Annotated in this window: 20 protein-coding genes; 11 read left to right on the top strand and 9 right to left on the bottom strand. The window is 63.9% G+C overall.

The annotated features are described in order from the left end of the window. Positions 1–240 precede the first annotated feature (240 nt). From HNO82_RS02755 to HNO82_RS02720, 8 genes are all read left to right on the top strand, one after another. Positions 241–1,884, top strand: a complete 1,644-nt coding sequence (locus tag HNO82_RS02755; protein WP_249776919.1) for a methyl-accepting chemotaxis protein — start codon at positions 241–243, stop codon at positions 1,882–1,884. Between the two features lie 210 nt (positions 1,885–2,094). Then, complete coding sequence (locus HNO82_RS02750) at positions 2,095–2,973, top strand: CorC family transporter (protein ID WP_034349678.1); 879 nt, start codon at positions 2,095–2,097, stop codon at positions 2,971–2,973. Positions 2,974–3,000: 27 nt separating this feature from the next. Continuing rightward, positions 3,001–4,626, top strand: a complete 1,626-nt coding sequence (gene lnt / locus HNO82_RS02745) for an apolipoprotein N-acyltransferase (RefSeq protein ID WP_175342666.1) — start codon at positions 3,001–3,003, stop codon at positions 4,624–4,626. 120 nt (positions 4,627–4,746) lie between these two features. Further along, positions 4,747–5,664 carry a glycine--tRNA ligase subunit alpha gene (glyQ, locus tag HNO82_RS02740; protein ID WP_175342665.1) on the top strand — a complete coding sequence of 306 codons (918 nt, stop codon included), beginning with the start codon at positions 4,747–4,749 and terminating at the stop codon, positions 5,662–5,664. An 81-nt stretch (positions 5,665–5,745) separates the two neighbouring features. Beyond that, complete coding sequence (gene glyS / locus HNO82_RS02735; protein WP_175342664.1) at positions 5,746–7,866, top strand: glycine--tRNA ligase subunit beta; 2,121 nt, start codon at positions 5,746–5,748, stop codon at positions 7,864–7,866. 91 nt (positions 7,867–7,957) lie between these two features. Beyond that, positions 7,958–8,515, top strand: a complete 558-nt coding sequence (gene gmhB, locus HNO82_RS02730; RefSeq protein WP_175342663.1) for a D-glycero-beta-D-manno-heptose 1,7-bisphosphate 7-phosphatase — start codon at positions 7,958–7,960, stop codon at positions 8,513–8,515. A gap of 55 nt (positions 8,516–8,570) precedes the next feature. Further along, positions 8,571–9,356, top strand: a complete 786-nt coding sequence (locus tag HNO82_RS02725; protein WP_175342662.1) for a lysophospholipid acyltransferase family protein — start codon at positions 8,571–8,573, stop codon at positions 9,354–9,356. Between the two features lie 52 nt (positions 9,357–9,408). Next, positions 9,409–10,392 carry a M48 family metallopeptidase gene (locus tag HNO82_RS02720; protein WP_175342661.1) on the top strand — a complete coding sequence of 328 codons (984 nt, stop codon included), beginning with the start codon at positions 9,409–9,411 and terminating at the stop codon, positions 10,390–10,392. A 25-nt stretch (positions 10,393–10,417) separates the two neighbouring features. Here the strand turns inward: HNO82_RS02720 and HNO82_RS02715 are convergent, their stop codons facing one another. From HNO82_RS02715 to HNO82_RS02675, 9 genes are all read right to left on the bottom strand, one after another. Beyond that, on the bottom strand, positions 10,418–12,541 hold the full coding sequence (locus tag HNO82_RS02715) for a TonB-dependent receptor (RefSeq protein WP_175342660.1): 2,124 nt from the start codon (positions 12,539–12,541) through the stop codon (positions 10,418–10,420). A gap of 202 nt (positions 12,542–12,743) precedes the next feature. Next, on the bottom strand, positions 12,744–14,027 hold the full coding sequence (locus HNO82_RS02710; protein WP_175342659.1) for a chloride channel protein: 1,284 nt from the start codon (positions 14,025–14,027) through the stop codon (positions 12,744–12,746). Between the two features lie 144 nt (positions 14,028–14,171). After that, a complete protein-coding gene (gene gloA / locus HNO82_RS02705) occupies positions 14,172–14,576 on the bottom strand; it encodes a lactoylglutathione lyase (protein ID WP_034349675.1) in 405 nt (134 codons plus the stop codon). 85 nt (positions 14,577–14,661) lie between these two features. Next, positions 14,662–16,257, bottom strand: coding sequence for a sensor domain-containing phosphodiesterase (locus tag HNO82_RS02700; RefSeq protein WP_175342658.1), 1,596 nt, complete (start codon positions 16,255–16,257; stop codon positions 14,662–14,664). A gap of 250 nt (positions 16,258–16,507) precedes the next feature. Then, positions 16,508–16,882, bottom strand: coding sequence for a hypothetical protein (locus HNO82_RS02695; protein WP_008325678.1), 375 nt, complete (start codon positions 16,880–16,882; stop codon positions 16,508–16,510). 148 nt (positions 16,883–17,030) lie between these two features. Then, positions 17,031–17,813, bottom strand: a complete 783-nt coding sequence (gene rsmA, locus HNO82_RS02690) for a 16S rRNA (adenine(1518)-N(6)/adenine(1519)-N(6))-dimethyltransferase RsmA (protein ID WP_175342657.1) — start codon at positions 17,811–17,813, stop codon at positions 17,031–17,033. Positions 17,814–17,839: 26 nt separating this feature from the next. After that, positions 17,840–18,862 (bottom strand): 4-hydroxythreonine-4-phosphate dehydrogenase PdxA, encoded by a 1,023-nt coding sequence (pdxA, locus tag HNO82_RS02685; protein ID WP_175342818.1) that lies wholly within the window; start codon positions 18,860–18,862, stop codon positions 17,840–17,842. A gap of 119 nt (positions 18,863–18,981) precedes the next feature. After that, positions 18,982–20,475 carry a peptidylprolyl isomerase gene (locus HNO82_RS02680; protein WP_175342656.1) on the bottom strand — a complete coding sequence of 498 codons (1,494 nt, stop codon included), beginning with the start codon at positions 20,473–20,475 and terminating at the stop codon, positions 18,982–18,984. Positions 20,476–20,500: 25 nt separating this feature from the next. Further along, positions 20,501–22,777 (bottom strand): LPS-assembly protein LptD, encoded by a 2,277-nt coding sequence (locus tag HNO82_RS02675; protein WP_175342655.1) that lies wholly within the window; start codon positions 22,775–22,777, stop codon positions 20,501–20,503. 97 nt (positions 22,778–22,874) lie between these two features. On the opposite strand from HNO82_RS02675, the gene HNO82_RS02670 reads away from it, so the two are divergent. Genes HNO82_RS02670 through pepP form a run of 3 tightly spaced genes read left to right on the top strand, consistent with a single transcriptional unit; the run spans position 22,875 to position 25,976 of the window. Next, positions 22,875–23,906, top strand: a complete 1,032-nt coding sequence (locus tag HNO82_RS02670; protein WP_008325660.1) for an aminoglycoside phosphotransferase family protein — start codon at positions 22,875–22,877, stop codon at positions 23,904–23,906. Between the two features lie 10 nt (positions 23,907–23,916). Next, positions 23,917–24,633 (top strand): N-acetylmuramate alpha-1-phosphate uridylyltransferase MurU, encoded by a 717-nt coding sequence (gene murU / locus HNO82_RS02665; RefSeq protein ID WP_175342654.1) that lies wholly within the window; start codon positions 23,917–23,919, stop codon positions 24,631–24,633. Beyond that, complete coding sequence (gene pepP / locus HNO82_RS02660) at positions 24,630–25,976, top strand: Xaa-Pro aminopeptidase (RefSeq protein WP_175342653.1); 1,347 nt, start codon at positions 24,630–24,632, stop codon at positions 25,974–25,976. The genes murU and pepP overlap by 4 nt, the downstream gene beginning before the upstream one ends. Positions 25,977–26,002: the final 26 nt, after the last annotated feature.

Genomic DNA, 26,002 nt, shown 5'->3' with positions numbered 1-26,002 from the left:
CGGAGGCCTTTCCGCCGATTTTCATTTTTGTTGCTTTGCCTCACGTTATTGCTGATTTATCCATCAAAAAAGTGATCGGTTTTCCCGATGCGATCATCGAATTTTTCGTTTGATATCAGAGCAACAATCGAACCGTGATTTCCCTTGATGTTTAACTCCACATTTCAGGAAAATCCCGATGGGAAGCGCGTTCTGGCTGAACGAGAATGCTTGCATACCAATTCCTATCGGGGGGATGTCATGAAGAACTTGAAGATCGGCCAACGACTTGGCCTTGGTTTTGCCGCCGTACTGGTCCTGCTGGTGGCGGTGGCCGCCTTCGGCCTGCAGCAGGTATCGCGTCTGAATGATCGCATCGTCTTCCTGACCTCCGTCGATGAGGGCAAGCTGGAAGCCCTTTCCAAGGTGCAATTCGCCATCGGCCTGCGTGCCATTGCCGCACGCAACCTTGCGCTGGTGCAAGGGACTGCCGAGCAGAAGGGTGACCTGAACCTGGTTGGCAGCTCGCAGAAGGATATCGATGCCGGCATGAGCCAGTTGTCCCAGCTGATGCAGCATCCGGTCACCACACCGCAAGAGCGCGAGATGCTGGAGCAGTTGCGCAAGCTGGAAGCGCAATACCTGCCGATCGCCGTCAACATCGTCAATCTGGCGACCTCGCAGCAACAGGAGGCGGCACGCGCTTCTCTGGTCAAGGACTGCATGCCCATTCTCAACCGCGTGATTGCACACGTGGAACAGTTCAAGAAGGAGCTGCGCAAGAATTCCGAACACAACGTGGAACAGGCCGAAGCCGCCTACAACATGGCCAAGTGGACCATGATCGTGGCCTGCCTGGCAGCCCTGACGCTGGGGGGCCTGGTCGCCTGGCTGCTGACCCGCTCGATCTCCCGTCCGCTGGCCCAGGCCGTGAGCGTGGCGCAGAGCGTGCAGTCGGGTGATCTGGGCAGCCACATCGAAGTCACCAGCAAGGATGAGATGGGTCAGTTGATGGCAGCATTGAAGGGCATGAATGACAGCCTGGTACAGATCGTCGGTGAAGTGCGCCAGGGCACCGACACCATCGCCGTGGCCTCCGATGAAATCAAGCGCGGCAACATGGACCTGTCCCACCGTACCGAGCAGCAAGCCGGTTCCCTGCAGGAAACCGCCTCGGCGATGGAACAGCTGACGGCCACCGTCAAGCAGACTTCCGACAATGCCCGCCAAGCCAAGCTCCTGGCCGACAAGGCATCCGATGTGGCGACCCGGGGCGGGGCTGCGGTGGGCCGTGTGGTCGAGACCATGCACGCCATCAGCACCTCGTCGCACAAGATCGTCGACATCATCAGCGTGATTGACGGCATCGCCTTCCAGACCAACATCCTGGCTCTGAACGCGGCCGTGGAAGCCGCCCGTGCCGGCGAGCAGGGTCGCGGTTTCGCGGTGGTCGCCTCCGAAGTACGCTCCCTGGCCCAGCGCTCGGCCGTGGCCGCCAAGGAAATCGAGGCTCTCATCAATGAATCGGTCGCCAAGGTCGTCGCGGGTGAAAAGCAGGTCAGCGAAGCAGGCTCGACCATGGATGAGGTCGTCATGAGCATCCAGAGCGTGACCCACATCGTGCAGGACATCAGCGCCGCCAGCGCCGAGCAGACCGCCGGCCTGGAACAGATCAACAATGCCGTGGCCCAGATCGACGAAACCACCCAGCAGAACGCCGCCCTGGTGGAAGAGGCCGCCGCTGCCGCTGCCTCGATGCAGCAGCAGAGCGTGTCCCTGACCGAACTGGTGAGCGTGTTCAAGCTGGCACCGGCCCAGGCCACGGCCAATCCGGTCCGGTACCTGGAACAGGCACCGGCGCAGGCGCTGAGCGGCCGCGGGCTGCAAGAACTGGGCTACGCCTGAAGACCACACTGACGATTTTTCCCTGAGGACGTATTTGCCGGCATCGCGGATGCCGGTTTTTTTTTGCAGCCTGCAGCGAGATGAAGACGTCACCATTGCCAAGATGCAAGCAGGGCCGCAGCCCGCTGTGGCGGGGCCTTTAGTGGACTTGTCACATAATTGTTGTATCCTATGGCTCTTCGAAACTACGTCGGGCTCGCGCCTAACGCCATGCAAGATCACCCTAGTAGCGTCAAATCTGACGCTAAACCTCATCGTTCCCTGTTTGAACGACTCACCGCACTGATTTCCCCCGAGCCCGAGAACCGGGCAGAACTGCTCGAAGTGTTGCACGACGCCCACGAGCGCAATCTCATCGATGCCGACGCGCTGTCGATGATCGAAGGCGTGTTCCAGGTCTCCGACCTGGCCGTGCGCGACATCATGGTGCCGCGCTCGCAGATGGACACCATCGACATTTCCAAGCCGATCGAAACCTGGATGCCCGAAGTGCTGGCCACGTCCCACTCGCGCTTCCCCGCCGTGGATGGCGAGCGCGACAAGGTGATCGGCATCCTGCTGGCCAAGGACCTGCTGCGCTACTACGCCGAGGACTCCTTCGACGTGCGCGACATGCTGCGCCCGGCCATCTTCATTCCCGAATCCAAGCGTCTCAATGTGCTGCTGCGCGACTTCCGCGCCAACCGCAACCACATGGCCGTGGTGGTGGACGAATACGGTGGCGTAGCCGGCTTGATCACCATCGAGGACGTGCTGGAACAGATCGTCGGCGACATCGAGGATGAATACGATTTCGACGAAGCCGAAGACAATGTGCTGGCCCTCAAAGATGGCCCGCACGGCCCGCGCTGGCGCGTCAAGGCGCTGACCGAGATCGAACAGTTCAATGAAGAAGTGGGCAGCCGCTTCTCCGATGACGATGCCGACACCATCGGCGGCCTGGTCGCCAATCATGTGGGCCGCGTGCCGCGCAAGGGTGATGAATTCGACATCGATGGCCTGCACTTCGAAGTGCTGCGCGCCGATGCGCGCCAGGTGCATGTGCTGCTGGTGTCCAGGCTGCCAGCAGCGCCGCTGGACCAAGAATGATCGCCTGACCTGCCTGCCGTAGCCAACGTGACTTCCCCCTCTTCCCACAACCTGCCGCTGCCACGCGGCGCCACTGCTGCGCGCGGTCGCCTCGGTACGGCGCTGGCGCTGTTGCTGCCGGTACTGGCAGGTGCCGTCAACGTCTTCGCCTTTGCCCCCTTCAAGCTGTGGCCCCTGCAGATCCTGGCCCTGGCCTGGCTGTTCCATGGCGTGCTGGCGCAGCCGCAGGCGTCCACCGGCCGGCAATTCCTGCGCGGCTGGTTGTACGGATTCGGCTGGGCAGCAGCGGGCGTGCACTGGCTCTACATCAGCATGCACGACTACGGTGGCATGCCGGGCTGGATGGCGGCGCTGGCGGTGGGTCTGCTGGCACTCTACCTGGGCTTGTATGCCGGTGCGGCCACGGCACTGGCGGGCTGGCTGCGCCATCGCTGGTCGTCTTCTCCGCTGCTGCTGGCGCTGTTCATGCTGCCGGCACTATGGGCCTTGTCGGAATGGATGCGCGGCTGGGTGTTGACGGGCTTTCCCTGGCTGGTCTCGGGCTATGCCCACACGGTGGGTCCGCTGGCCGGTTTCGCGCCGCTGGGCGGGGTTTATTTCATCGGCTGGATCGCGGCGCTGATCGCGGGCAGCCTGGCACTGCTGTGGATGGGCCTGTCGCGCAAGGGCGTGGCCGGTACCGGCCAGCGCATCATCCTGCCATTGTGTGTCGCCGCCCTGCTGTGCGCCGGCGGCGTGGCGCTGCGACTGGTGCAGTGGACCACGCCGCAAGGCCAGCCGATCACGGTGCGCCTGTTGCAGGGAAATATTGCGCAGGAAATGAAATTCTCCAGCGATGCCCTGGTCGCTACCCTGGGCATGTATGAACAGATGATCAGCGCCGCCCCGGCCGACCTGATCGCCACCCCCGAAACCGCCATCCCGCTGCTGCCACAACAGTTGCCGCCGGATTACCTGGAGCGACTGGCCCGTTTCGCGCAGAACAGCGGCAGTCACCTGGCGCTGGGCATCCCCTTGTCCGACGGCCCGCAGCTCTACGCCAATTCGGTGCTGGGTTTCGGTCCGGGCGTGGGTTCTGCCTTGATGCCGTATCGCTACGACAAGCATCACCTGGTGCCCTTTGGTGAATTCATTCCGACGGGCTTTCGCTGGTTCGTCGACCTGATGCACATCCCGCTGGGCGACATGACGCGCGGAGCGCCGGTGCAGTCGCCCTTCGGCGTAAAGGACCAATGGGTGCTGCCCAACATCTGCTACGAAGACTTGTTCGGCGAAGAAATCGCCCAACAGCTGCGCGCTGCCTATCGCGCCGGGCAGCCGCAGGCCAGCCTGTTGCTGAACCTGTCCAACATCGCCTGGTTCGGCAATTCGATTGCCCTGCCCCAGCACCTGCAGATCTCGCAGATGCGCACCCTGGAAACGGGCCGTCCGATGCTGCGCGCTACCAACACGGGCGCCACGGCCGTGATCCTGCCGGGTGGTGCCACCAGCGAACTGGCTCCCTACACGCGCGGGGTGCTCTCCGGGCGGGTACAGGGCTATGCCGGCCAGACGCCCTACATTCTGCTGGGCAACAAGCTCGTCGTCGGACTGGCCCTGCTGATGCTGCTGCTGGCCTGGGGCCGCAACAAGGCCGCGCGCATCCGTCACTGAAATCCTCCCCGAGGGCCGGCCGGCGCCGCGCCCCGGCAAAACCGGGTCAAACGCCCCAAAAGGCGCTAAAATTCAAGGTTTTCGCAATTCCTCCGCCGGTTCGCCAGGCCACCACACACGATGCTGACATTTCAACAAATCATCCTCAAGTTGCAAGAATATTGGGACGCCCAGGGCTGCGCACTGCTGCAACCCTACGACATGGAAGTCGGCGCGGGGACCTCGCACACCGCGACCTTCCTGCGCGCCATCGGCCCGGAACCCTGGCGTGCCGCCTACGTCCAGCCCTCGCGCCGTCCCAAGGATGGCCGCTATGGCGAGAACCCCAACCGCATGCAGCATTATTACCAGTACCAGGTGGTCCTCAAGCCGGCCCCGGAAAATATCCTGGACCTGTACCTGGGCTCGCTGGAGGCGCTGGGACTGGATCTGAAGAAAAATGACGTGCGTTTCGTCGAGGATGACTGGGAAAACCCCACCCTGGGCGCCTGGGGCCTGGGTTGGGAAGTCTGGCTCAATGGCATGGAAGTGACGCAATTTACCTATTTCCAGCAGGTCGGCGGGCTCGACTGCAAGCCGGTGCTGGGCGAAATCACCTACGGCATCGAGCGTCTGGCGATGTACCTGCAGGGCGTGGAAAACGTCTATGACCTGGTCTGGACCGAATGGACCGAGAACGGCGTCAAGAAGCACCTGACCTATGGCGACGTGTTCCACCAGAATGAAGTGGAACAATCCACCTTCAACTTCGAGTATTCCAACACCGAGTTCCTGTTCTCGCTGTTTTCCAACTACGAAGCCGAAGCCAAGCGCCTCATGGAAGTGCCGCTGGCGCTGCCGGCCTACGAGCAGGTCCTCAAAGCCGCCCACACCTTCAACATGCTCGATGCCCGTGGCGCCATTTCGGTCACCGAGCGCGCGGCCTACATCGGCCGCATCCGCAATCTCTCGCGGGCGGTGGCGCAGGCCTATTTCGAATCGCGCGAGCGCCTGGGCTTCCCCATGCTGGGCGCAGGTCCGGCCAAGGCTGCGGCCTGAAGCGCAACGCCATGACATGATGCGGCGCCGGTCCGGTTTTCGCCGGACCGGCGTCCCGAGCAAGACAGCAAGACAGACAACATGAACCAGACACTCCTCGTAGAACTCGTCACCGAAGAACTCCCGCCCAAGGCGCTGGCCAAGCTGGGCGATGCCTTCGCCAACGGCATCTTCAATGGCCTGCAAAGCCGCGGCTATCTCGATGCCGGCGCTGCCGCCACCGCCTACGCGACCCCGCGTCGCCTGGCCGTCTCCATCACCCAAGTACGCGCCGCCTCGCCGGACAAATCGATCCGCGAAAAAGTGCTGCCGGTGGCCGTCGCACTGGACGCCGAAGGCCGCCCGTCGGCACCGCTGGTCAAGAAGCTGGCCGCACTGGCCGCCTCCACCGGTGCCACCGTCATCACCCCGGACCAGCTGGAACGCGCCCAGGATGGCAAGGCCGAGAGCTTCTTCTACACCTATACCGCCAAGGGCTCGGCCCTGGCCATCGGCCTGCAGGCGGCGCTCGACGAGAGCCTGTCCAAGCTGCCCATCCCCAAGGTCATGAGCTACCAGCGCCAGTTCGGCCGCGCCGCCGGTGAGACCGTGCACTTCGTGCGTCCGGCCCACTACCTGGTGGCACTGCTGGGCAACGACGTGGTGCCGATCAATACGCTGGGCCTGGATGCCGGCCGTACCACGCTGGGCCATCGTTTCCTGTCCTCGGGCGCGCTGCAGATCGCCTCGCCAGACGCCTATGTCGAGGCACTGGCCACCCAAGGCAAGGTCATCGCCAGCTTCACCGAGCGCCGCGAAAAGATCCGCACTGCGCTGCTGGCCAAGGCCGGTGGCGATCAAGTGCTGATGCCGGAATCGCTGCTGGACGAAGTCACTGCCCTGGTGGAATGGCCGGTAGTCTATGAATGCAGGTTCGAGGATGAATTCCTGGCCGTGCCGCAGGAATGCCTGATCCTGACCATGCAGACCAACCAGAAATATTTTGCGCTGACCGACGCCAATGGCCGTCTGCGTTCGCGCTTCCTGATCGTCTCCAACCTGGAGACCGATCGCCCCGAACACATCATCGGCGGCAACGAGCGCGTGGTGCGCCCGCGTCTGTCGGATGCCAAGTTCTTCTTCGAGCAGGACAAGAAAAAATCCCTGGCCGATCGCGTGCCGCAACTGGCCAACGTGGTCTACCACAACAAGCTGGGCAACCAGCTGCAACGCACCGAGCGCGTGCAGGCACTGGCCGGCAAGATCGCCAGCCTGCTGGGCGGCGACGTCAAGCTGGCCGAGCGCGGCGCACTGCTGGCCAAGGCCGACCTGCTCACCGATATGGTCGGTGAATTCCCCGAGCTGCAAGGCATCATGGGGACCTACTACGCCCGTCACGATGGCGAAGCCGACGAGGTGGCACTGGCCGCCTCCGAGCACTACCAGCCACGCTTTGCCGGCGATGCGTTGCCGACCACCGCCACCGGTACCGCCGTGGCCCTGGCCGACAAGCTGGAAACCCTGGTCGGCATCTGGGGCATCGGCCTGCAGCCCACCGGCGACAAGGACCCGTTCGCCCTGCGCCGCCATGCCCTGGGCGTGCTGCGCATGCTGGTCGAGAAGCGTCTGCCGCTGTCGCTGAGTGCCTTGCTGGATGCGGCGGTGGGGCTGTTTGCCGGCAACGCCAACTTCAAGGATCCGCGTGCCGATGTGCAGGCCTTCATCTACGACCGCCTGCGCGGCCTGCTGCGCGAGCGCGGCTTTGCGCAGAACGAAGTCGAAGCCGTGGTGGCCCAGCAGCCCGACGTACTGGACAACGTGGTCGAACGCCTGCAGGCCGTGCAAGCCTTCGCCGCCCTGCCCGAAGCCGAAGCGCTGGCTGCGGCCAACAAGCGCATCACCAACATCTTGAAGAAGATCGAAGGCGTAGCCATCGACGCCCATGGCGCCGTGCAGGAAAACCTGCTCAAGGAAGCTGCCGAGCAAGGGCTGTTCGCTGCCATGCAGACCACCCGTCCGCAGGTCCAGGCGGCCTATGCAGCGGGCGACTTCGCCGGTGCGCTCAAGGCCCTGGCCCAGCTGCGTCAGAATGTCGATGCCTTCTTCAATGACGTGATGGTCAACGCCGAGGACGATCAGCTGCGCAAGAACCGCCAGGCTCTGCTGGCATCGCTGCATGGCATGCTCAACCAGGTGGCTGACATTTCCAAGCTGGCGGCATAATCCATCACGCTACCAGTTGTCGCACCAGCAACACCGAACCGCCGCGCACGGGCTTGTCCTGGCGCGGCGGTGTTCATGAAGGAAAGCAGGAATGAAACTGATCATTCTCGACCGCGATGGCGTCATCAATCATGATTCCGACGCCTTCATCAAGTCGCCCGACGAGTGGATCCCCATCAAGGGTTCGCTGGAAGCCATCGCGCGCCTGAACCAGGCCGGCTATCGCGTGGTGGTGGCCACCAACCAGTCCGGCGTGGCGCGCGGCCTGTTCGACATCCAGACCCTCAACGCCATCCACCAGAAGATGCACAATGCGGCCCAGCAGGCCGGCGCCGATATCGACGCAGTGTTCTTCTGCCCGCACTCGGCCGATGACAATTGCGATTGCCGCAAACCCAAGCCGGGCATGTTCCACGAGATCGCCAGGCGCTTCAACATCAGCCTGCGCGGTGGCGTGGCCACCGTCGGCGATTCGCTGCGTGACCTGCAGGCTGGCTATGTGGCCGGTTGCGCGCCCTATCTGGTACTGACCGGCAAGGGCGAGAAGACCCAGGCCAAGGGCGGCTTGCCGCCGGGCACGCTGGTTTTCCCGGATTTATCGGCGGTGGTTGATTTCATTCTGAAGTCGCCCGTCGGGGTCTCGGTATAGTGCCGTCACTGCGACCGCGCAGCCAACCCCATTCATTACAACAACATGCTCCGGCATGGGAGAAACGATTTTGCGCCTTGTCCTGATTCTGCGTTCGGTGGTCTTCATGGTCCTGATGGCCGTGGCCACCATCATCTGGTCCTTCGCCTGCCTGCTGTCGGCCCCCTTCCCTTACGCCCAGCGCTACTGGTGGACGTCACGCTGGAACGTGTTCGTGATCTGGACCGCGCGCGTCATCTGCGGCATCCGCTACGAAATGCGCGGCACCGAGAACCTGCCTGATGCGCCGGTGATCCTGCTCTCCAAGCACCAGTCGGCCTGGGAAACCATCTTCTACGTCATCAACATGCCGCGTCCGCTGGTGTTCGTATTCAAGAAGGAACTGACCTACATTCCCTTCTTCGGCTGGGGCATCGGACTGTTGCGCATGATCCCGATCGATCGCAAGAAGGGCCGCGACGCCTTTGCGCAGGTGCTGGAACATGGCCGCCGCCGTCTGCGCGATGGCCAGTGGATCATGATGTTCCCGGAAGGCACACGCACTGCCGTGGGCTCGCAGGGCAAGTACAAGGCCGGCGGTTCGCGCCTGGCGGTGGAAACCAACACGCTGGTGGTGCCGGTGGCGGTGAACTCGGGCGAGTGCTGGCCCAAGGGCAGCTTCGTCAAGAAGCCGGGCGTCATCACGGTCTCGATCGGCAAGCCGATTTCGCCGGAAGGATTGAATCCCCAGGAGTTGAACGAGCGCGTCGAAAATTGGATAGAATCCGAGATGCGCGTGATTTCGCCGGACGTCTACAAAAACAGCGCGCCCCGGCCGGCCGCCTCGACTGCATCGCAGTAATGCCGCGCGGCCAACTCCTTAGCCAACAGCAACACAGGACGCCGCGACTGCCTTGATACTGCTCCGCAAACCCAAACCCAATCCCGACCAGCTCTCGCTGCAACTGGATTTGTTTGGCGCGCCCGCCGCTGCCCCGGCAGCGGCGCCCGTCGATCCGGGCCCGGCGCTGCCCTCGCCGACGGTGCAACCCCCGCTCATCGTGACACCGCATCCGGTCGTCCATGCGGCACCGCTGCCACCACCGCTCATTGCCGAACCGCCTGCGCCCCCCGGCCCGCTGCTGGCGCCGCCGACCACGGCCCGTCCGGCCGATGGCAAGCGCCGCATCCAGCTGGGCGAACACACCATCGATTTTGCGCTGTTGCGCTCCAAGCGCCGTACCATCGGCTTCCTGGTCAGTGACGAAGGCCTGCGCGTGACCGCGCCCAAGTGGGTCACGTTAGCCGAGATCGACAACGCCATCCGCGAAAAGCAGCGCTGGATACTGAGCAAACTCAACGAGCGCCGCGAGCGTTCGGCGCGCCGCCTGCAACCGCAGATGCAGTGGCGCGATGGCGCCACCCTGCCCTACCTGGGTGCCGACATCACGCTGCGCATCCGTACCGGCCAGCGCCAGGCGGTGTTGCTCGACGAGCTCACGCGCGAACTCAACATCAGCCTGCCGGCCGATGCCGGTGAGCAGCAGTTGAAGGATCGCGTGCAAGGGTGGATGCAGGCGCGGGCTGAAGAGCTGTTCGGCAAGCGCCTGATGATCTATGCAGAAAAACTGGGTGTACGCTATCGCTCCTATGCTCTGTCCTCGGCCACGACGCAATGGGGTTCCTGCACCTCGGACGCGCGCATCCGCCTGAACTGGCGGCTCATACACTTCGCCCTGCCACTGATCGATTACGTGATCGCCCACGAACTGGCACACCTGCGCGAGATGAACCACAGCCCGCGTTTCTGGGCGACGGTGCAATCGATCTTCCCCGAATTCGAATCGGCCAAGAAAGCCCTGCGCGACAGCGCACCGGAGACCCTGCCGATCTTCTGACCGGCCCGGTCCCGGCCATTGCGGCTCAGAACCGCACGTTGACGCCCACATCCAGCGAGCGCCCGTAGCCCGGCAAAGCTTGCAGGCTACCGCTTCTGGACTTGGCCAATCCCGACAGATAAACCCCGCCCAACGCATCCGCATAGTTGCGGTTGAACAGGTTGCTGATGCCTGCGCTCACGCTGATGGCCGCATTGAACTGATAGCTGCTGCGCAGATTGAACACCGTGTAGCTGGCCGTGACCGGTTCCAGACGATTGCTGTCCACCAGCGTCTTGCGGGCGACGTAACTGACTTCGGCACGATGGGTCCAGGGCCCCTGCTGCTGTTCCAGCGCGGCCAGTACGTTCAAGGGCATCATGTGATACAGGTTGCCGCCATCGACACGCTTGCCACGCGTGAGGCCGGCCTTGCCGGTGAAGGCGATGTCCCCCAGACCGGCCGAGCGCCACAGTGGCCACTTCCACGACGCATTGATGCCAAACAGGCGCGCATCGTGGTTGGCAAATTGCAGCAGTGCGCCGGAGGCCGTGCTGACGCTGTAAGGCTTGAAGGTGCCGATGACATCGGCATCGATATAGTTCTCCACATAGCTGAAATACGGTGTCAGCTTGAAGAACCAGCGCGGCTCGCTGCCCTGCTTGTCTGCCGCATGCCAGTCGGCGGTGGCCGAGAGCGTATGCGCCACTTCGGGCTTGAGGTCGATGTTGCCGACGTAACCGTTGCCATCACCGAACCAGTTGGTCATGGTCATGGCCATGGTGCCGCGTCCCCAGGTATAACGCTCGTACAGATTGGGGGAGCGCGTCTTGCGAGCGTATCCGAATTCCCAGCTCTGCCCGTCATCGGGCGTGAAGCGCGCCAGCGCGGTGAGGTCGATGTTGTTGTCGGTCTTCGCATGGCCGCGTGCGTTGAAGGCGTTGGCGGCCGTCAGATCAGCCATGTTCATCATGTTGGTGCCGTAGGACTGCACGTTGCCGGCGTCGGTCCTGACCAGCTCATCGCGCAGTCCCACGATTGTGCGCCAACGTTCACTCAACTTGCCCTCCCATTCGGCGAAAAGAGCGTAACGATCGCGTTTTCCGTCGTTGATGTTCACATAGGTGCGCGGGCCCATCATCATCGAACCCGGCACGGCGGGCCAGTCGTCATCCAGATGGAAGCTGTGGTACTCGTTGCCCAGGCGCAGCACGCTGCTGCCATCAGGCGCCAGGTCGATGTCGGCCCGCAAGCTGTAGCCCAGGTCGCGACCTCGCGTCTGCATGGGCATGGTGCCGGTGCGCTCGGCACTGAAGAAGCCCATCTCGTGCTCGGTACGCTGCCAGTAGAGACGCCCCATCAGCTTGCCCCAGTCGAAGCGGCGCTCATAGCCCAGGTTGGCGAAGGTGGAGCGGTTGCCGGTCATGTCCATGTACTGATTGGGGAAGCCCTGGTAGGGGATGTATTGCTGCCCGGCCTTGAACACCAGCTGCTGCCCGTCGCCGCGCGCGGCCACCGTCACTGCGTGGTTGTTGCTCTGGAACTGGCTGCCCAGCACCTTGTCGCCGCGGCCGTTGACGTAGCTCTCGGCACGCGACTGGCTGGCCACGTAATGGACCGAGAGACGGTCGCTGGCCACCGTGGCATCGACCGAGGCCGATACTTCCGAGTTGACGCTGCGTGCAGCCACCGAGAAGCCGCCCTTGGTCAAGAGTTCACCGGCTTGCGCGGCGAACTGCGGGGCCGGGGACGCCAGTTCGATGGTGCCGCCGATACTGTCGCCGCCCACGCTGACCGGCGTGAGACCGGCCATCACCCGCACCATCCCGACCTGCGCCGGCGGCATATAGGACATGGGGGCGTTCATCTGGTTGCCGCAGGCGGCCGTGACCTCCATGCCATCCAGGCGGATCTTGAGGCGGTCGGCGGCAAAGCCGTTCAAGACCGGCAGTGCCGAGACACCACCGGCCGCCGCACGGGAATAAGCCGCTTCATCGGCGAGCAGCGCATTGCTGTCGGCCTTGAGCGGCGTCGTCACGGCAGGCTTGTCGCCGCGCACGGTCACGGTGGGCAAGGATGCGCTGTCGGATTCTGAAGTGGTTTCGGCCAGGACGTGGCCGCAAGCGCTGAAGGCCAGCGCGATGGCGCAGGCGCGAGGAGTAAGCTGCATGGAAATCCCCAGGTTGTCGTTATCGAACTGCCCGTCTGCGCGGGCAGGTAGAGCGCGCGATTATGGGCGAGCAAAACGACGAGGGACTGCGACATATTGTCGCGTGCAGCACGACAATATGACGAAGGGGGCGGGCAGGTGCGTGGAGTGCGGGTATTGGCGGCTGCGTCAAATTGACGCAGCCTGTGAAGCAACGCCGGGGTCAGTGCTTGATGTAGCGTTCCGCGAGGGTTTCGTAGAGCGGCGGGGCGAACACCTTGGACACGGCCGAGGCAATGAGCGCCGTGGCCATCAGGGAAATCACCAGCGCATGGCCGTCAACCATTTCCATCACGATCACGAAGGCGGTGATGGGCGATTGCGTCACGGCCGCCAGGTAACCCACCATGGCCAGCGCCACCAGCATCGGCAGCGAGGTGCCGCCGAAGAGCAGGTGCAGCAGGTTGCCAAAGCCGGCACCGATGGACAGCGAAGGCGCGAAGATGCCGCCCGGCAGGCCCGGCAGGTAGGAACCAACCATGGAGGCGAACTTGAGGAAGGGATAGAACACCGACAGTTCCTGGCCATCATTGAGCAAGCCATGCGCCTGCTCGTAGCCGCTGCCGAAGGTGGCGCCGCCGGCCGCCACACCGATGACCGCGACGATGAAACCGCACAGCGCAGCGAAGGCGACGGGACGTTCGGCACGCAGGGTCACGATCGTGGCGGGAATCCAGCGCGTCGGATTGAGAATGCACCAGCAGAACAATCCACCGGCCACGCCCATGAGCACCGCCGTGACGATCACGGCCAGGATCAGGCGGCCGCTGGTTTCTCCAGGGAAGGAGATGGAGCCGAAATAGGTATAGTTGCCATTGAGTGACAGGGCCACCAGGCCGGCGAAGATGATGGTGGTGATGACCACGCCACTGGCCTTCTGCTCGAAGCTGCGCGAGAGTTCCTCGATGGCGAACACGATACCCGCCAGCGGCGTGTTGAAGGCGGCCGCCAGGCCGGCAGCGGCACCGGCCAGGATCAGACGGCGCTCCATGTGCTCGTATCCGGCCGGATACAGTCGGCGCAGGTTGTACATGATGGCCGCGCCGATCTGCACCGTCGGACCTTCACGACCGATGGTCATGCCACCGGCGATGGCCACGATCGACAGCACGATCTTGCCGACCATCACGCGCAGGGACAGCAGCACGCTGCCGCGTTCGGCGGTGTCGCCATGCAGGGTGGCGATGGCCTGCGGAATGCCGCTGCCTTCGGAGCCCTCGAAGTAGCGGCGCGTGAGCCAGACGCAGGCGGCGCAGACTGCTGGCGTGAGCAGCAGCGGCAGCCAGGGGGATTTGTGCTCGATGCTGCGGAAGACACCGAAACCGATTTCGATGGCCTGGGCATACAGCACCGCGACCAGGCCAACGATGATGGCGCCGCTCCAGAGGATGCCGTATTCGACCCACAGGCGGCGCAGATGACTTTTGGAGAGTTGGTAGAGGCTCAATTGGCGTTCCTGTTGTTGTTCTGTTGATGCACGGATGCACGTGCATCCTCGATGGACCGGACACGTGTCGCATCCATCCCGCGGCGCGTCCATGCCATGAAAAAAGCCCGCATGAGCGGGCTGGCAGGCTGACAGCAAGGCGCCTCAATCGGCGGCACTGTACTGTTCCTTCTTCTGGATGAACTCGATCTTGTAGCCATCCGGATCGGCGACGAAGGCGATCACGGTCTTGCCGTGTTTCATCGGACCGGCTTCGCGGGTCACCGTCCCGCCCTTGGCCTTGACTGCGTCACAGGCGGCATAGGCGTCATCGACCTCGATGGCGATGTGACCGTAGCCGGTGCCCAGATCATACGATTCGGTATCCCAGTTGTGGGTCAGTTCGAGCACGGTGTGATCGCGTTCTTCGCCGTAACCGACGAAGGCCAGCGTGAACTTGCCCTCGGGATAGTCATGCTTGCGCAGCAGTTTCATGCCCAGCACCTGGGTATAGAACTCGATGGAACGATCCAGATTTCCGACGCGCAGCATCGTATGCAGCATTCTCACTTGGCGACTCCTTTTCATGGCTAACGTGAAGCAAGCCGCTATTATCCCCGATTTGGCGAGCTCCCGCCGAGCCCGCTCCCCGGACTCAGTCCCGGTCGCTGCCGCGCAGGCGCCGGATCTGCTCTTCCAGGGCGCTGATGCGGTATTGCAGGCGGCGCTCCGTACTGATGTCGACGATCAGTCCATACCAGCGCTGGATGCGTCCCTCGCTATCGCTGTGGGGCGAGGCGCGGCTGCGCATCCAGCGCCACTGGCCATCGGGCCAGAGCACACGGAACTCGGTACGGAAGGGTCGTCCGCTGGGCAGGTTGGACAGCCATTCCTGACGTACCCGTACACGGTCTTCCTCCGGCATGCGCGCCAGCCACTGCTGGTGGCGCTGCGCCGTGGTCAGCTCGGGGAGCCATTCGAAGGTCGGCCCGATGTAGTCGATCACGCCCTGTGCATCGGCGGCCCAGGGGATATTGGGACTCAGGTCGATGGCCCGATGGAAATGTTCTTCACTGTCACGCACCGTCCGTTCGGCAGACACCCGGGCGGTGATATCCACGGCCGATCCCGAGATGCCCAACAGTTCACCCAGGTCGCTGCGCACTACCTGGAAGGCCAGCAACGAGGTGCGACCGGTACGTGAATTGAAGAATTCGATGGGAGCAGGCAAGACGCCATCGACCACCTCGGCCACCCTCTGCAGCAACGGGCGGTGTTCGCTGCGGTCCAGCAGGTCGATCACGGGGCAGCCCTCCAGCTCGCTGCCGGCGTTGCCACCGAGCAGGTCGATCATCATGGCATTGGCGCTGACCACGCGCAGCAAGGGATCGAGGAAGCACAGCCCCACCGGGGCGCTGCGATAGAGCGAATCGAGCTGGTGCCAGCGCTGGAAGGGTGAGGTGTCGATGCCCGCACTGTGACGCTGCCACACGCCGCGCTCGTCGATCAGGCGAGCCGCGTCGGTCAGCGGCAGCGGTCGGCCCAGATGGTAACCCTGACCGAACTCACAGCCCATGCGCCTCAACAGATGGGCATGATGCTCGGTCTCGATGCCTTCCGCGACCACGTGCATCTTCAGGCTCTGCCCCAGCCCGGCCACTGCCAGCACGATGCGGAAATTGTCCGGATCCTGGTCCATGGTGCGCACGAAACTGGCGTCGATCTTGATTTCGTCAAAGGGGTAGGACTGCAGCCGGGTCAGGCTGGAATAACCGGTGCCGAAATCATCCAGCGACAGGCTGGCACCGGCCTGGCGCGCGGCCAGAATGGTCTGCAGGGTGCGTTCGTGATCCTGTACCAGCACGGTCTCGGTGATCTCCAGCTGCAGGCGCGACAGCGACAGCCCGTGCGCAGACATGACTGCCGCCAGGCGCTCCAGCAGGCTGGTGTCGAGGAACTGGCCGGGCGACAGATTGATCGCCAGCCGCAGCTCGGGCGGCCAGTGGCGCAGGCTGGCGGCCACGGTATCGAGCAGTTTGAGCAGCAGGCCATCCAGCACCCCGCCGCGTTCGGCGACGTCGATGAAATCGATCGGCGCCACCACCCCGCGCTGCGGGCAGCTCCAGCGCGCCAGCATCTCGAAGCCCGCAATGCGCCCGGTACGCAGATGCACCAAGGGCTGCAGCGCCGGCCAGAGATGGCCAGCGTCAAGGGCAGTCCTGATGTCATCGGCGGCGATGGGAGCCATCATCGAGGATACGTCTCCTTGCTGGGTGGCAATGTGCGCGGCGTCGTCATTCTGACGAGACTTCACTCGCCATTATGCTGACAAAGTGACGACCGCTTCGTCATTATGTCGCGTTTTACTGACGTCTTGCTTGCTGGATTGCGCTCCCGGACACCGACAAAGCAAAACGGGCAACCTGCAAGGGTTGCCCGTTTTCCTCAAGATGGCTTGCGCCGGGATGTCCTGCCGCCAGGACCGCCGTCCTCCACGCCCCTCAGCGGCCGTAGTAGGAATAGTAATCCGGTCGATCATCGTAGCGGTAGGTACGCACCTCGGTGCGCTCCACGTAACGCACCGGACGCGGCGGCGGCGCGTAGTAGCGCGGCTGCTCATAGACCACCTGTTGCGGCGGCTGGTAGTACACCGGCTGCGGGGCCTGGTAATAGACCGGTTGCGGCGGCGCCTGGTAGACCGGCGCCGGAGCGGAATTGGCGATGAGCGATCCGATGGCGACCGCGCCGATGATGCCGGCAGCAATCGCCACGCCGTTGCCGCCCCGGTCATGCGCCATCGCAGGCGTGCTGACGACGGCGGCCGAAGCCAGAAGAGTAGTGGCGATCAATACCGATGCGATTTTTTTGCTGGCCATGATTGGCTCCTGTCAAAGAAGTCCGCGATCTGTCGCGGCACGATTCCAATATAAGACAGGTTCAGCTTTAAACCTCGGGATATGAAACTTCGTTACAGTTCTTACGGGTGGCGGCGCGCCTGTAATAAAGTGCAACAGCGGGGCGCCGTCAGGCCTGGCGCACCGCCAGCAAGTTGGCCAGGGCCACGAATTGCTCGACCGGCACGGCTTCCGGACGCGCCTGCGGATCGACGCCCGCCTGACGCAATTCGTCCTCGGTGAAGAGGCCCGCCACGCAGTTGCGGATCACCTTGCGGCGCTGCGAGAAGGCCTTGGTGACCACCTGTTCCAGCAAAGCCTGTGGGCAATCCATGGGCTGCGCCAGCGGAATCATGCGCACGATGGCCGAGTCGACCTGCGGGGGCGGGTCGAAGGCCGTCGGCGGGACCACGAACAGCAGTTCCATGTGATAGCGCCACTGCAGCATCACCGACAGGCGGCCATAGGCCTTGCCGCCCGGCTCGGCGACCATGCGCTCGACCACTTCCTTCTGCAGCATGAAGTGCTGGTCCTGCACGTTCGGCGCGATCTCGGCCAGGTGGAACAGCAAGGGGCTGGAGATGTTGTAGGGCAGGTTGCCGACCACGCGCAGCTTGCGGCCTTGCGGCACCGGGATGCTGGCAAAGTCGAACTTGAGGGCATCGGCCGAATGCACGGTCAGCCGCTCGGCGCTGAAACGCTTCTTGAGGCGCTCGACCAAGTCGCGGTCCAGCTCGACCACGTGCAGGTGGCGCAACTGTTCCAGCAGCAGTGCGGTCATCGCGGCCAGGCCCGGGCCGATCTCGACCATGGCGTCGTCGGCAGCGGGTGCGATGGCGCCGATGATGTCGTGCAGCACCACGTCGTCGGTGAGGAAGTTCTGGCCGAAGCGTTTGCGCGGGATGTGTTTCATGGGGATTCCAGTAAGTTCGTGCGATCTCAGGCGGTACAGCGGCGGCGTGCCATGTCGGCAGCGGCGCGGATGGCTACGCACAGGCTGCCATGGTCGGCGTGGCCCAGGCCGGCGGCGGCCAGGTCCAGGGCCGTGCCATGGTCGACCGACGTGCGGATGAGGGGCAGCCCGAGGGTGATGTTGATGCCATGGCCGAAGCTGGCGAACTTCAGGACCGGTAGGCCCTGGTCGTGATACATGGCCAGGACGCAGTCGGCTTCTTCCAGGTACTTGGGCTGGAACAGGGTGTCGGCCGGATAGGGGCCGCGTGCGTCGATGCCGCGCGCCCGGGCGGCTTCCAGAGCCGGCGTGATGACCTCGATCTCTTCGCGCCCCAGATAGCCGTTTTCACCGGCGTGGGGGTTCAGGCCGGTGACCAGGATGCGCGGATGGGCGATACCGAACTTGCCGCGCAGGTCGGCTTGCAGGATATCCAGCGTGCGCGCCAGGCTCGACGCGGTGATCGCGGCCGGGACATCCTTCAAGGCCAGATGCGTGGTCGCCAGCGCCACGCGCAGGTGCGGGTTCTCGCCGCCGGCCAGCATCATCACCACCTGCGGCGTTCCGGTGACCTCGGCCAGATATTCGGTATGACCGGTGAAGGCCACACCGGCATCATTGATGGTGCTTTTCTGCAAGGGCGCGGTCACGATGGCGGCAAAGGCGCCATCCAGTGCGCCCTGCACCGCCAGGTCCAGAGTCTGCAACACGGCGCGGCCATTGCGCGCATCCAGCACGCCGGCACGCACCGGTTCGGCCACCGGGCAATCGATGACGGTGAGGCAGTCGATCGGGAAATGCGGCAGGCCGCTGTTGCGCCAGGCCTGGATGGAGAGTGCCGCCACGCGCATCTGCGGATCGATCTCGTAAGCCGTCTGCGCCAGCAGGGCGGCATCGCCCAGCAGGATGCAGCGCGCTTGGTGGCGCAGTTCCCAGGCGGCACGCAGGGAAATTTCCGGGCCGATGCCGGCCGGTTCGCCGCAGGTCAGCGCGAGGATGGGGCGGTTCATGGTGATGTCACTCATGGCCTGTGAGGGCAAAAACGGGCTTCAAAAAGCAAGGGCCGGCGACATGGCCGGCCTCTTGCGCGCAATGGGGAAACCTGCGGCCTCCCCTGCCGGATGGACGATCAGTCGTCGTTGCGATATTCGACGTAGGCGCGGTCACGGATCTGGCGCATCCAGTCCTCGGTGGCTTCCTCGATCTTGCGCTCGCGGATGGCCTGACGGGCAGCCTGGCGGGCACGTTCCTTGGAGGCGTCGTCAGTCTTGCGCTCGACCACCTGGATCAGGTGATAGCCGAACGGGGTTTCGATGGGCTCGCTGACTTCACCCGGCTTCAACTTGTCCATGGCACGCTCGAACTCGGGCACGGTATCGCCCGGGTAGATCCAGCCGAGGTCGCCCCCCTTGGAGGCGGACAGGTCGTTGGAATACAGCTTGGCCAGTTCTTCGAAGGTGGCCGAACCGTGGTCCAGACGTTCCTTCAGTTCGGTCAGCTTGCGCTTGGCTTCGGCAGCCGTCACCACCTGGTTGACCTTGATGAGGATATGACGCACATGGGTCTTCTGCACTGCCGGGGCGGCAGCCTGGGTGGCGCCGGCAGCGCGACGGCCGACCAGCTTGAGGATGTGGAAACCGTTACCGCTCTTGAGCAGGCCGCTGACCTGGCCATCCTGCAACTTGGACACGCCATCCAGGAACAGCTGCGGCAGGCGGTCGGCCGGACGCCAGCCGAGGTCGCCACCGGAAAGGGCATCGGACGCATCGGAATAGGCGGCCGCGGTCTTGGCGAAGTCGGCGCCGGTCTTCAACTGGCGCAGCACGTCTTCGGCGCGTTCGCGGCGGGCGGACAACTGCTCGGGGGTGGCGTTCTCTGGCACACGGATCAGGATCTGGGCGATGTCCAGTTCCTGGCGTTGACCACCGGCATTGGCTTCGGCGGCGAGGTAGTTGTCGATCTCGGATTCGGTGACCACCACCTTGTTGTCCACTTCACGCTCGCGCAGGCGCTGGCTCAGGATTTCACGGCGGATCTCTTCACGGAAGCTGGCGTAGTTCATGCCCTCAGCTTCCAGGCGGGTGCGGAACTCCGGCATGGACAACTTGTTCTGCTCGGCGATGCGCTGCATGGCGCGGTCCAGCATGGCGTCGTCGACCACGATGCCGCTTTCCTTGGCCATCTGCGCCTGGGCGCGTTCGACGATCATGCGTTCGACCAGCTGGCGCACCAGCTGCGCTCGCGGCGGCAATTGCACGTTCTGCGCAGCCATGCGCTTTTCCACGCTGGCCAGGCGCTCGGCGACTTCCTGGCGGGTGATGACTTCGTTGTTGACCACCACCAGGATGGAATCCACCGGACGCGGTTCCACACGTGCCCGGGTCGCCGCCGGCGCCGGCGCCGGGGCAGCGGGCGCGGCCACCGGGGTGGCCGGCTTGCTGGCGGCAGCCTTGGGCGCGCTCTTGGCCGGTGCTGCCGGTGCGCTGCCGGTGGTTTCGGTCGGCGTCACCGGGATGATGGTGGTGGCGAACTGCGCATGCGCATTGCTGATCACGCCCAGCATGCACAGCAGCACGGTCACTGTTTTGGTTGTTGCGAGGAGTGGTGTACGCATATTACGCATGGACTAATCGTTGGTTCGGAAAAGGTTAGAAGTTGTTGCCGGTCATGGTGTCCGGCAGGTTCACGTTCTGGTAACCGGGCACGCTGCTCTTGATGGCCTCCATCGGGTTGGAACCGATCTTGGAGAAGCCGTTCAGTTCAAGCTGGATGAAGAAGCCCGTCGACGCCTTGGTGGACGAGGTCGGGATGCGTTGCGCCACCACCCGGAAGACCCAGCAATCGGCCTTGTATTCGAAGCCTGCCAGACCTTCTGCCACGGTGCGGTCGGGGATCGAATAGTTCAGGCGACCCACGGCATAGATACGCTGGGTGATCGGCCACTGTCCGGACACATCGACCTGCCTGAGCGGATCGAGCACGCCCGTGTAGGGGTTGATGTAGGTGCGGTCCAGCCGGTATTGCAGGTTCAGCACGCGCTTGGGCGCCGGCTGCCAGCGGATGCCGAAGGTCGAACGCACCATCTGGCGCAGCGTCTCGCTGTACTGCACCGTGTTGTCGGTGGAGAACTCGCGCGTGATCTGGCCGCCCAGCGACAGCAGCAGGTCGGACTTGCTGCCCAGCGTGGTAGTGGTGGTCCCGGTGATATCGACCTTGGGGTCGACAAAGTAATAGCGTTGTCCCACGGCTGCGCGCAGGCGTTCCAGGCCATTTTCCTCGATCAGGCGCGAGGTCACGGCGGCCGTGAGCTGGTTGGCGTCGCTGATGCGGTCGTGGCCGACGAAGCGGTTCTCGGTGAAGATCTGCGCGAAGTTGAAATCGGACAGGCCGGAATCGAACACCGGGAACTGCGACTGGTCGCGATAAGGCGTGCGCACGTAGAACAGGCGCGGCTCCAGCGTCTGGGTCATGCTGCGACCGAGCAGGTTGGACTCACGTTCGAAGATCATGCCCGAGTCCAGCGACAGGGTCGGCAAGGTCCGGCTGAAACTGGTCGGCTGGCCCGCCGTGACGTTGGTGAGGTTGTAGCTGGTGGCATCCAGGATCACCTTGGGGGTGATGAAGTAACCCGGCCGGATGATGGGATAGGACACCGTCTGCGTGACGTAGGCACGGTCACCGCCCACCAGGTCGCCACTGGCGAAGCGGGTGAAGTCAGCGGTGGTGCTGAAGTCGAAGCCGCCGATATCGTAGCGGTTGCCGTTGAAGGTGATCTGCGGCACGCGATCGTAGGGCTTGGTGATCGGTGCGTCGACGTCCTGCAGCAACTGGTACTTGGACACCAGCCCGGTCACGCTCCAGTAGGTGCTGCTGTAGCTGAGGCTGACGTTGCGCGCCAGCAGGCGCTGCGTACTGCCGGTGATCGAATGCGAGAAGTCCGAGGGATAGTCGTTGTCGGAGGCCTTGTTCAGGTTCCAGGCCAGTTGCAGGCCGGGTGCCAGGGTCTGGTTGTGGATCGAGGACAGCGAATAACGGCCCGTGCCGGTGACGCGGTCCTGGATGCCTTCCACGTTGGTCGAACCGCTGTAGGTTTCGCCCATGTAACGGGTCTCGGCGCCCAGTTGCAGGCCCCGCCGCGCAATGAGCTTGGGCACCAGCGTCAGATCGTAGTTGGGCGCCAGGTTGAAGTAGTACGGTACCGCGATCTCGGCGCCACCGTTGGTGGTCATGCCGATGGTCGGCGGCAGCACGCCTGACTTGCGCTCGCCCGAGAGCGGGAACGACATCCAGGGCGAACCCAGGATGGGGACATCCTTGAAATACAGCAGTCCGCCGTGCATGGTGCCGACGTCACGGCCGCTGTCGAGGTCCATGGTGCTGGCGCGCAGATACCAGTCGGGATCGGGGGCCTCGCAGGTACTGTAGGTACCCTGGGTGACCTTGGCCTCGTCATCGGAGAGGAAATCGATGCGCTCGGCCTTGCCCCGCCCGCCGCTCTTGCCCAGCAGATAAGTCGGGCTGGTGACGTAGCCGGAGCCGGTACCCATGTTCATCTCGGCGCGGTCGCCGGTGTACTGGTCCTGCAGACGACGCATCCAGACGTGGCCGGTGGCCTCGACTTCATCCTGGATGATGCGGTATTCGGCCTTGTCGGCCTTGATGGTGGTCGCCCCCTTGACCAGTTCCACGTCGCGGTCAAGGTTGACCTGGCGGTCGGGACGGCCGGTCATCTGCTCGGCGCTGACGTTGACCGGCGCATCCGCGTCCTGCGCCGGGACCGGCGTGGCCGCAGGCAGCGACATCTGGGCGTGCACCGACAAGGGCAACAGGGCAGAGGCCGAGGCCACCACCATTGCCGAAGAGAACAGACGCGCCAGCCGCCAGTTGACAGTACGTTCAGTGAAAGACTTGGAAAACCGGATCATGAAAAGAGAGGCTAGATACCGTGCAGGCGGATTTTTTGGGTTGAATCCCTTATTATATGGGAACTCAACCACGTCAAACGATTTCCTCAGATAGTTCATGTCTTCACCTGGTTCCACCCCCGATCTCCGCCTGTCCGAACTGCAAGCCTGGCTGGCCACCCTGGCCGATACCCCGGTGCTGTCCGCCACCCTGCGCCCGGCCTCGGCCGACGCCAGCTTCCGCCGCTATTTCCGGGTGGATACACCCGAGGGCGGCAGCGCCATCGTGATGGATGCCCCGCCGCCGCAGGAGGACGTGCGCCCCTTCGTGAAAGTCGCCGGCCTCTTCGGCGAGACCGGGGTGACCGTGCCGAAGGTACTGGCGCAGGATACCGAGCGCGGTTTCCTGCTGCTCTCGGACCTGGGTTCCACGACCTACCTCTCGCAGCTCTCGGCCGACAGCGCGCACGCACTATACATGGATGCGATCGAGGCCCTGGTACTTTTACAAGCGCAAAGCAAGCCCGAAGCCCTGCCCGAATACGACCGTGCCCTGCTGCTGCGGGAGCTGGAGCTGTTTCGCGAGTGGTACATCGGCAAGCACCTGGGCGTGACGCTCACCGACGAGCAGAACGCGGTGCTGGACAAGACCTTCGACGCCATCCTGGCCAACAACCTGGCCCAGCCGCAGGTCTACGTGCACCGCGACTACCATTCGCGCAACCTGATGGTGCTGCCCAAGGGCAACCCCGGCATTCTCGATTTCCAGGATGCGGTCTACGGCCCCATCACCTACGATCTGGTCTCGCTGCTGCGCGACGCCTACATCCAGTGGGATGAAGAGATGGTGCTGGACTGGGCCATCCGCTACTGGGAAAAGGCGCGCCGCGCCGGCCTGCCGGTCACGCCCGACATCGATACCTTCTACCGCGATTTCGAATGGATGGGCCTGCAGCGTCACCTGAAGGTGCTGGGCATCTTCGCCCGCCTGTGGCACCGCGACGGCAAGGATGGCTACCTGAAGGACATCCCGCTGGTGATGGAATACACCCTCAAGACCGCGCGCCGCTACGTGGCCTTCACGCCCCTGGTGCGCCTGATCGAGAAGCTGGAGCAGGAACACGCGCCCAAGTTCGGCTACACCTTCTGAGGCGGCGACCATGAAAGCCATGATCTTCGCAGCCGGGCGCGGCGAGCGCATGCGTCCGCTGACCGATACCTGCCCCAAGCCGCTGCTCAAAGTCCGTGGCCGCCCATTGATCGTCTGGCAGATCCTCTCGCTGGTACGCGCCGGCATCACCGAGATCGTCATCAACCACGCCCACCTGGGCCAGATGATCGAAGACACCCTCGGTGACGGCAGCCGCTTCGGCGCCAGGCTTTTTTATTCACCTGAAACCACGGCCCTGGAAACGGCAGGCGGTATCGCGCAGGCGCGCCACCTGTTGGGTGAAGAAGCTTTCATAGCGGTCTCCGGCGACATCTGGTGCCCGCATTTCGACTACAGCGAACTGCTGACCGTGCTGGAAGACGAAGACCCCTGGGGCAATCCGCTGCCGCAAGACCAGCGCGACATGGCCTGGCTGTACCTGGTCAAGAATCCGCCCTTCCATCCCGAAGGTGACTTTGCACTGAACAACTTCGCCATTGCCAACGAAGGCCAGCCCAAGCTGACCTTTGCCAACATCGGCGTGTATCGCCCGCAGATGTTCGACGGCATCGCCCCCGGTACCCATGCCAAACTGGGTCCGCTGCTGCGCCAGTATGCCGACCAGGGCCGCATCGGCGGCGACGTCTACCGGGGCCAATGGCACAACGTCGGCACCACCGAACAACTGGAAGCACTGAACCTGCCACCGCAAGGAAACCGACCATGAGCTTCGACGCCTCCCCCTTCGCCGCCCGCCGCGCCCGCCTGTTGGCCAGCCTGCAACAAGCCGGGGGGGGCGTGGCCATCATCCCGACCGCGCCCGAGGTGATGCGCAATCGCGATGCCGATTATCCGTATCGCCATGACAGCTATTTCTACTACCTGACCGGCTTTACCGAACCCGAAGCAGTACTGGTGCTGGTGGCCGGCCAGGAAAACCGCAGCATCCTGTTCTGCCGCGACAAGAACCTGGAACGCGAGATCTGGGATGGCTACCGCCACGGCCCGCAGGCCGCGCAGCAAATGTTCGCGCTGGATGCAGCCCACCCCATTGAGGAGCTGGACAAGAACATGCCCGCCCTGCTCTCCGACGCCCGCGCCGTCTATTACGCGCTGGGCCAGGATGAGAAGCGCGATGCCCAGTTGCAGCGCTGGCTGCAAGGCGTGCGCGCCCTGGCACGCAGCGGCGTGTCCGCGCCCGGTGCCGTGGTCGATGTGAGCGTGCTGCTGGACGATATGCGCCTGTTCAAGGATCCCTACGAGATCGACGTCATGAAGCGCGCCGGCATCATCTCCGCCGAAGCGCATTGCCGCGCCATGCGCATCTGCCGCCCCGGCCTGCGCGAATACCATCTCGAAGCCGAACTGCTGCACGAATTCCGTCGCAACGGTTCGCAATATCCGGCCTACGGTTCCATCGTCGCCACCGGTGCCAACAGCTGCGTGCTGCACTATCGCGCGGGCGATGCCGAAATCAAGGACGGTGACCTGGTCTTGATCGATGCCGGCTGCGAACTGGACAGCTACGCCTCCGACATCACCCGCACCTTCCCCGCCAATGGCAAGTTCAGCGGTCCGCAGAAGGCGCTCTACGAGATCGTGCTGGCCGCACAAGCCGCCGCCGTCGCCGAGACGGCGCCCGGCAAGCGTTTCATGGATGGCCATGACGCCGCCGTGCGGGTGCTGGCGCAAGGCATGCTCGACACCGGTCTGCTGGACAAGTCCAAGGTCGGCTCGCTGGACGACGTCATCGAAAAAGGCGACTACCGCCAGTTCTACATGCACCGTACCGGTCACTGGCTGGGCATGGACGTGCATGACGTGGGAGATTACCGCGACCCGGCCACGGCCGACGGCAACAAGCCATGGCGCACGCTGCAACCGGGCATGGTGCTCACCATCGAGCCGGGCATCTACGTGCGTCCCGGTGAAGGTGTGCCGGAGCAGTTCTGGAACATCGGCATCCGCATCGAGGATGATGCCCACGTCACGCCATCGGGCTGCGAACTCTTGACCACGGGCGTGCCCAGCAAGGTCGAGGACATCGAAGCGCTGATGCGCCAGGGCTGAAGCGAGCGCCTGTGCAGACCGCGCAT

This window comes from Herbaspirillum sp. C9C3 (assembly GCF_013359625.1).
Taxonomy (GTDB): domain Bacteria; phylum Pseudomonadota; class Gammaproteobacteria; order Burkholderiales; family Burkholderiaceae_D; genus Herbaspirillum.
This window is presented reverse-complemented; position numbering and strand designations above follow the sequence as displayed.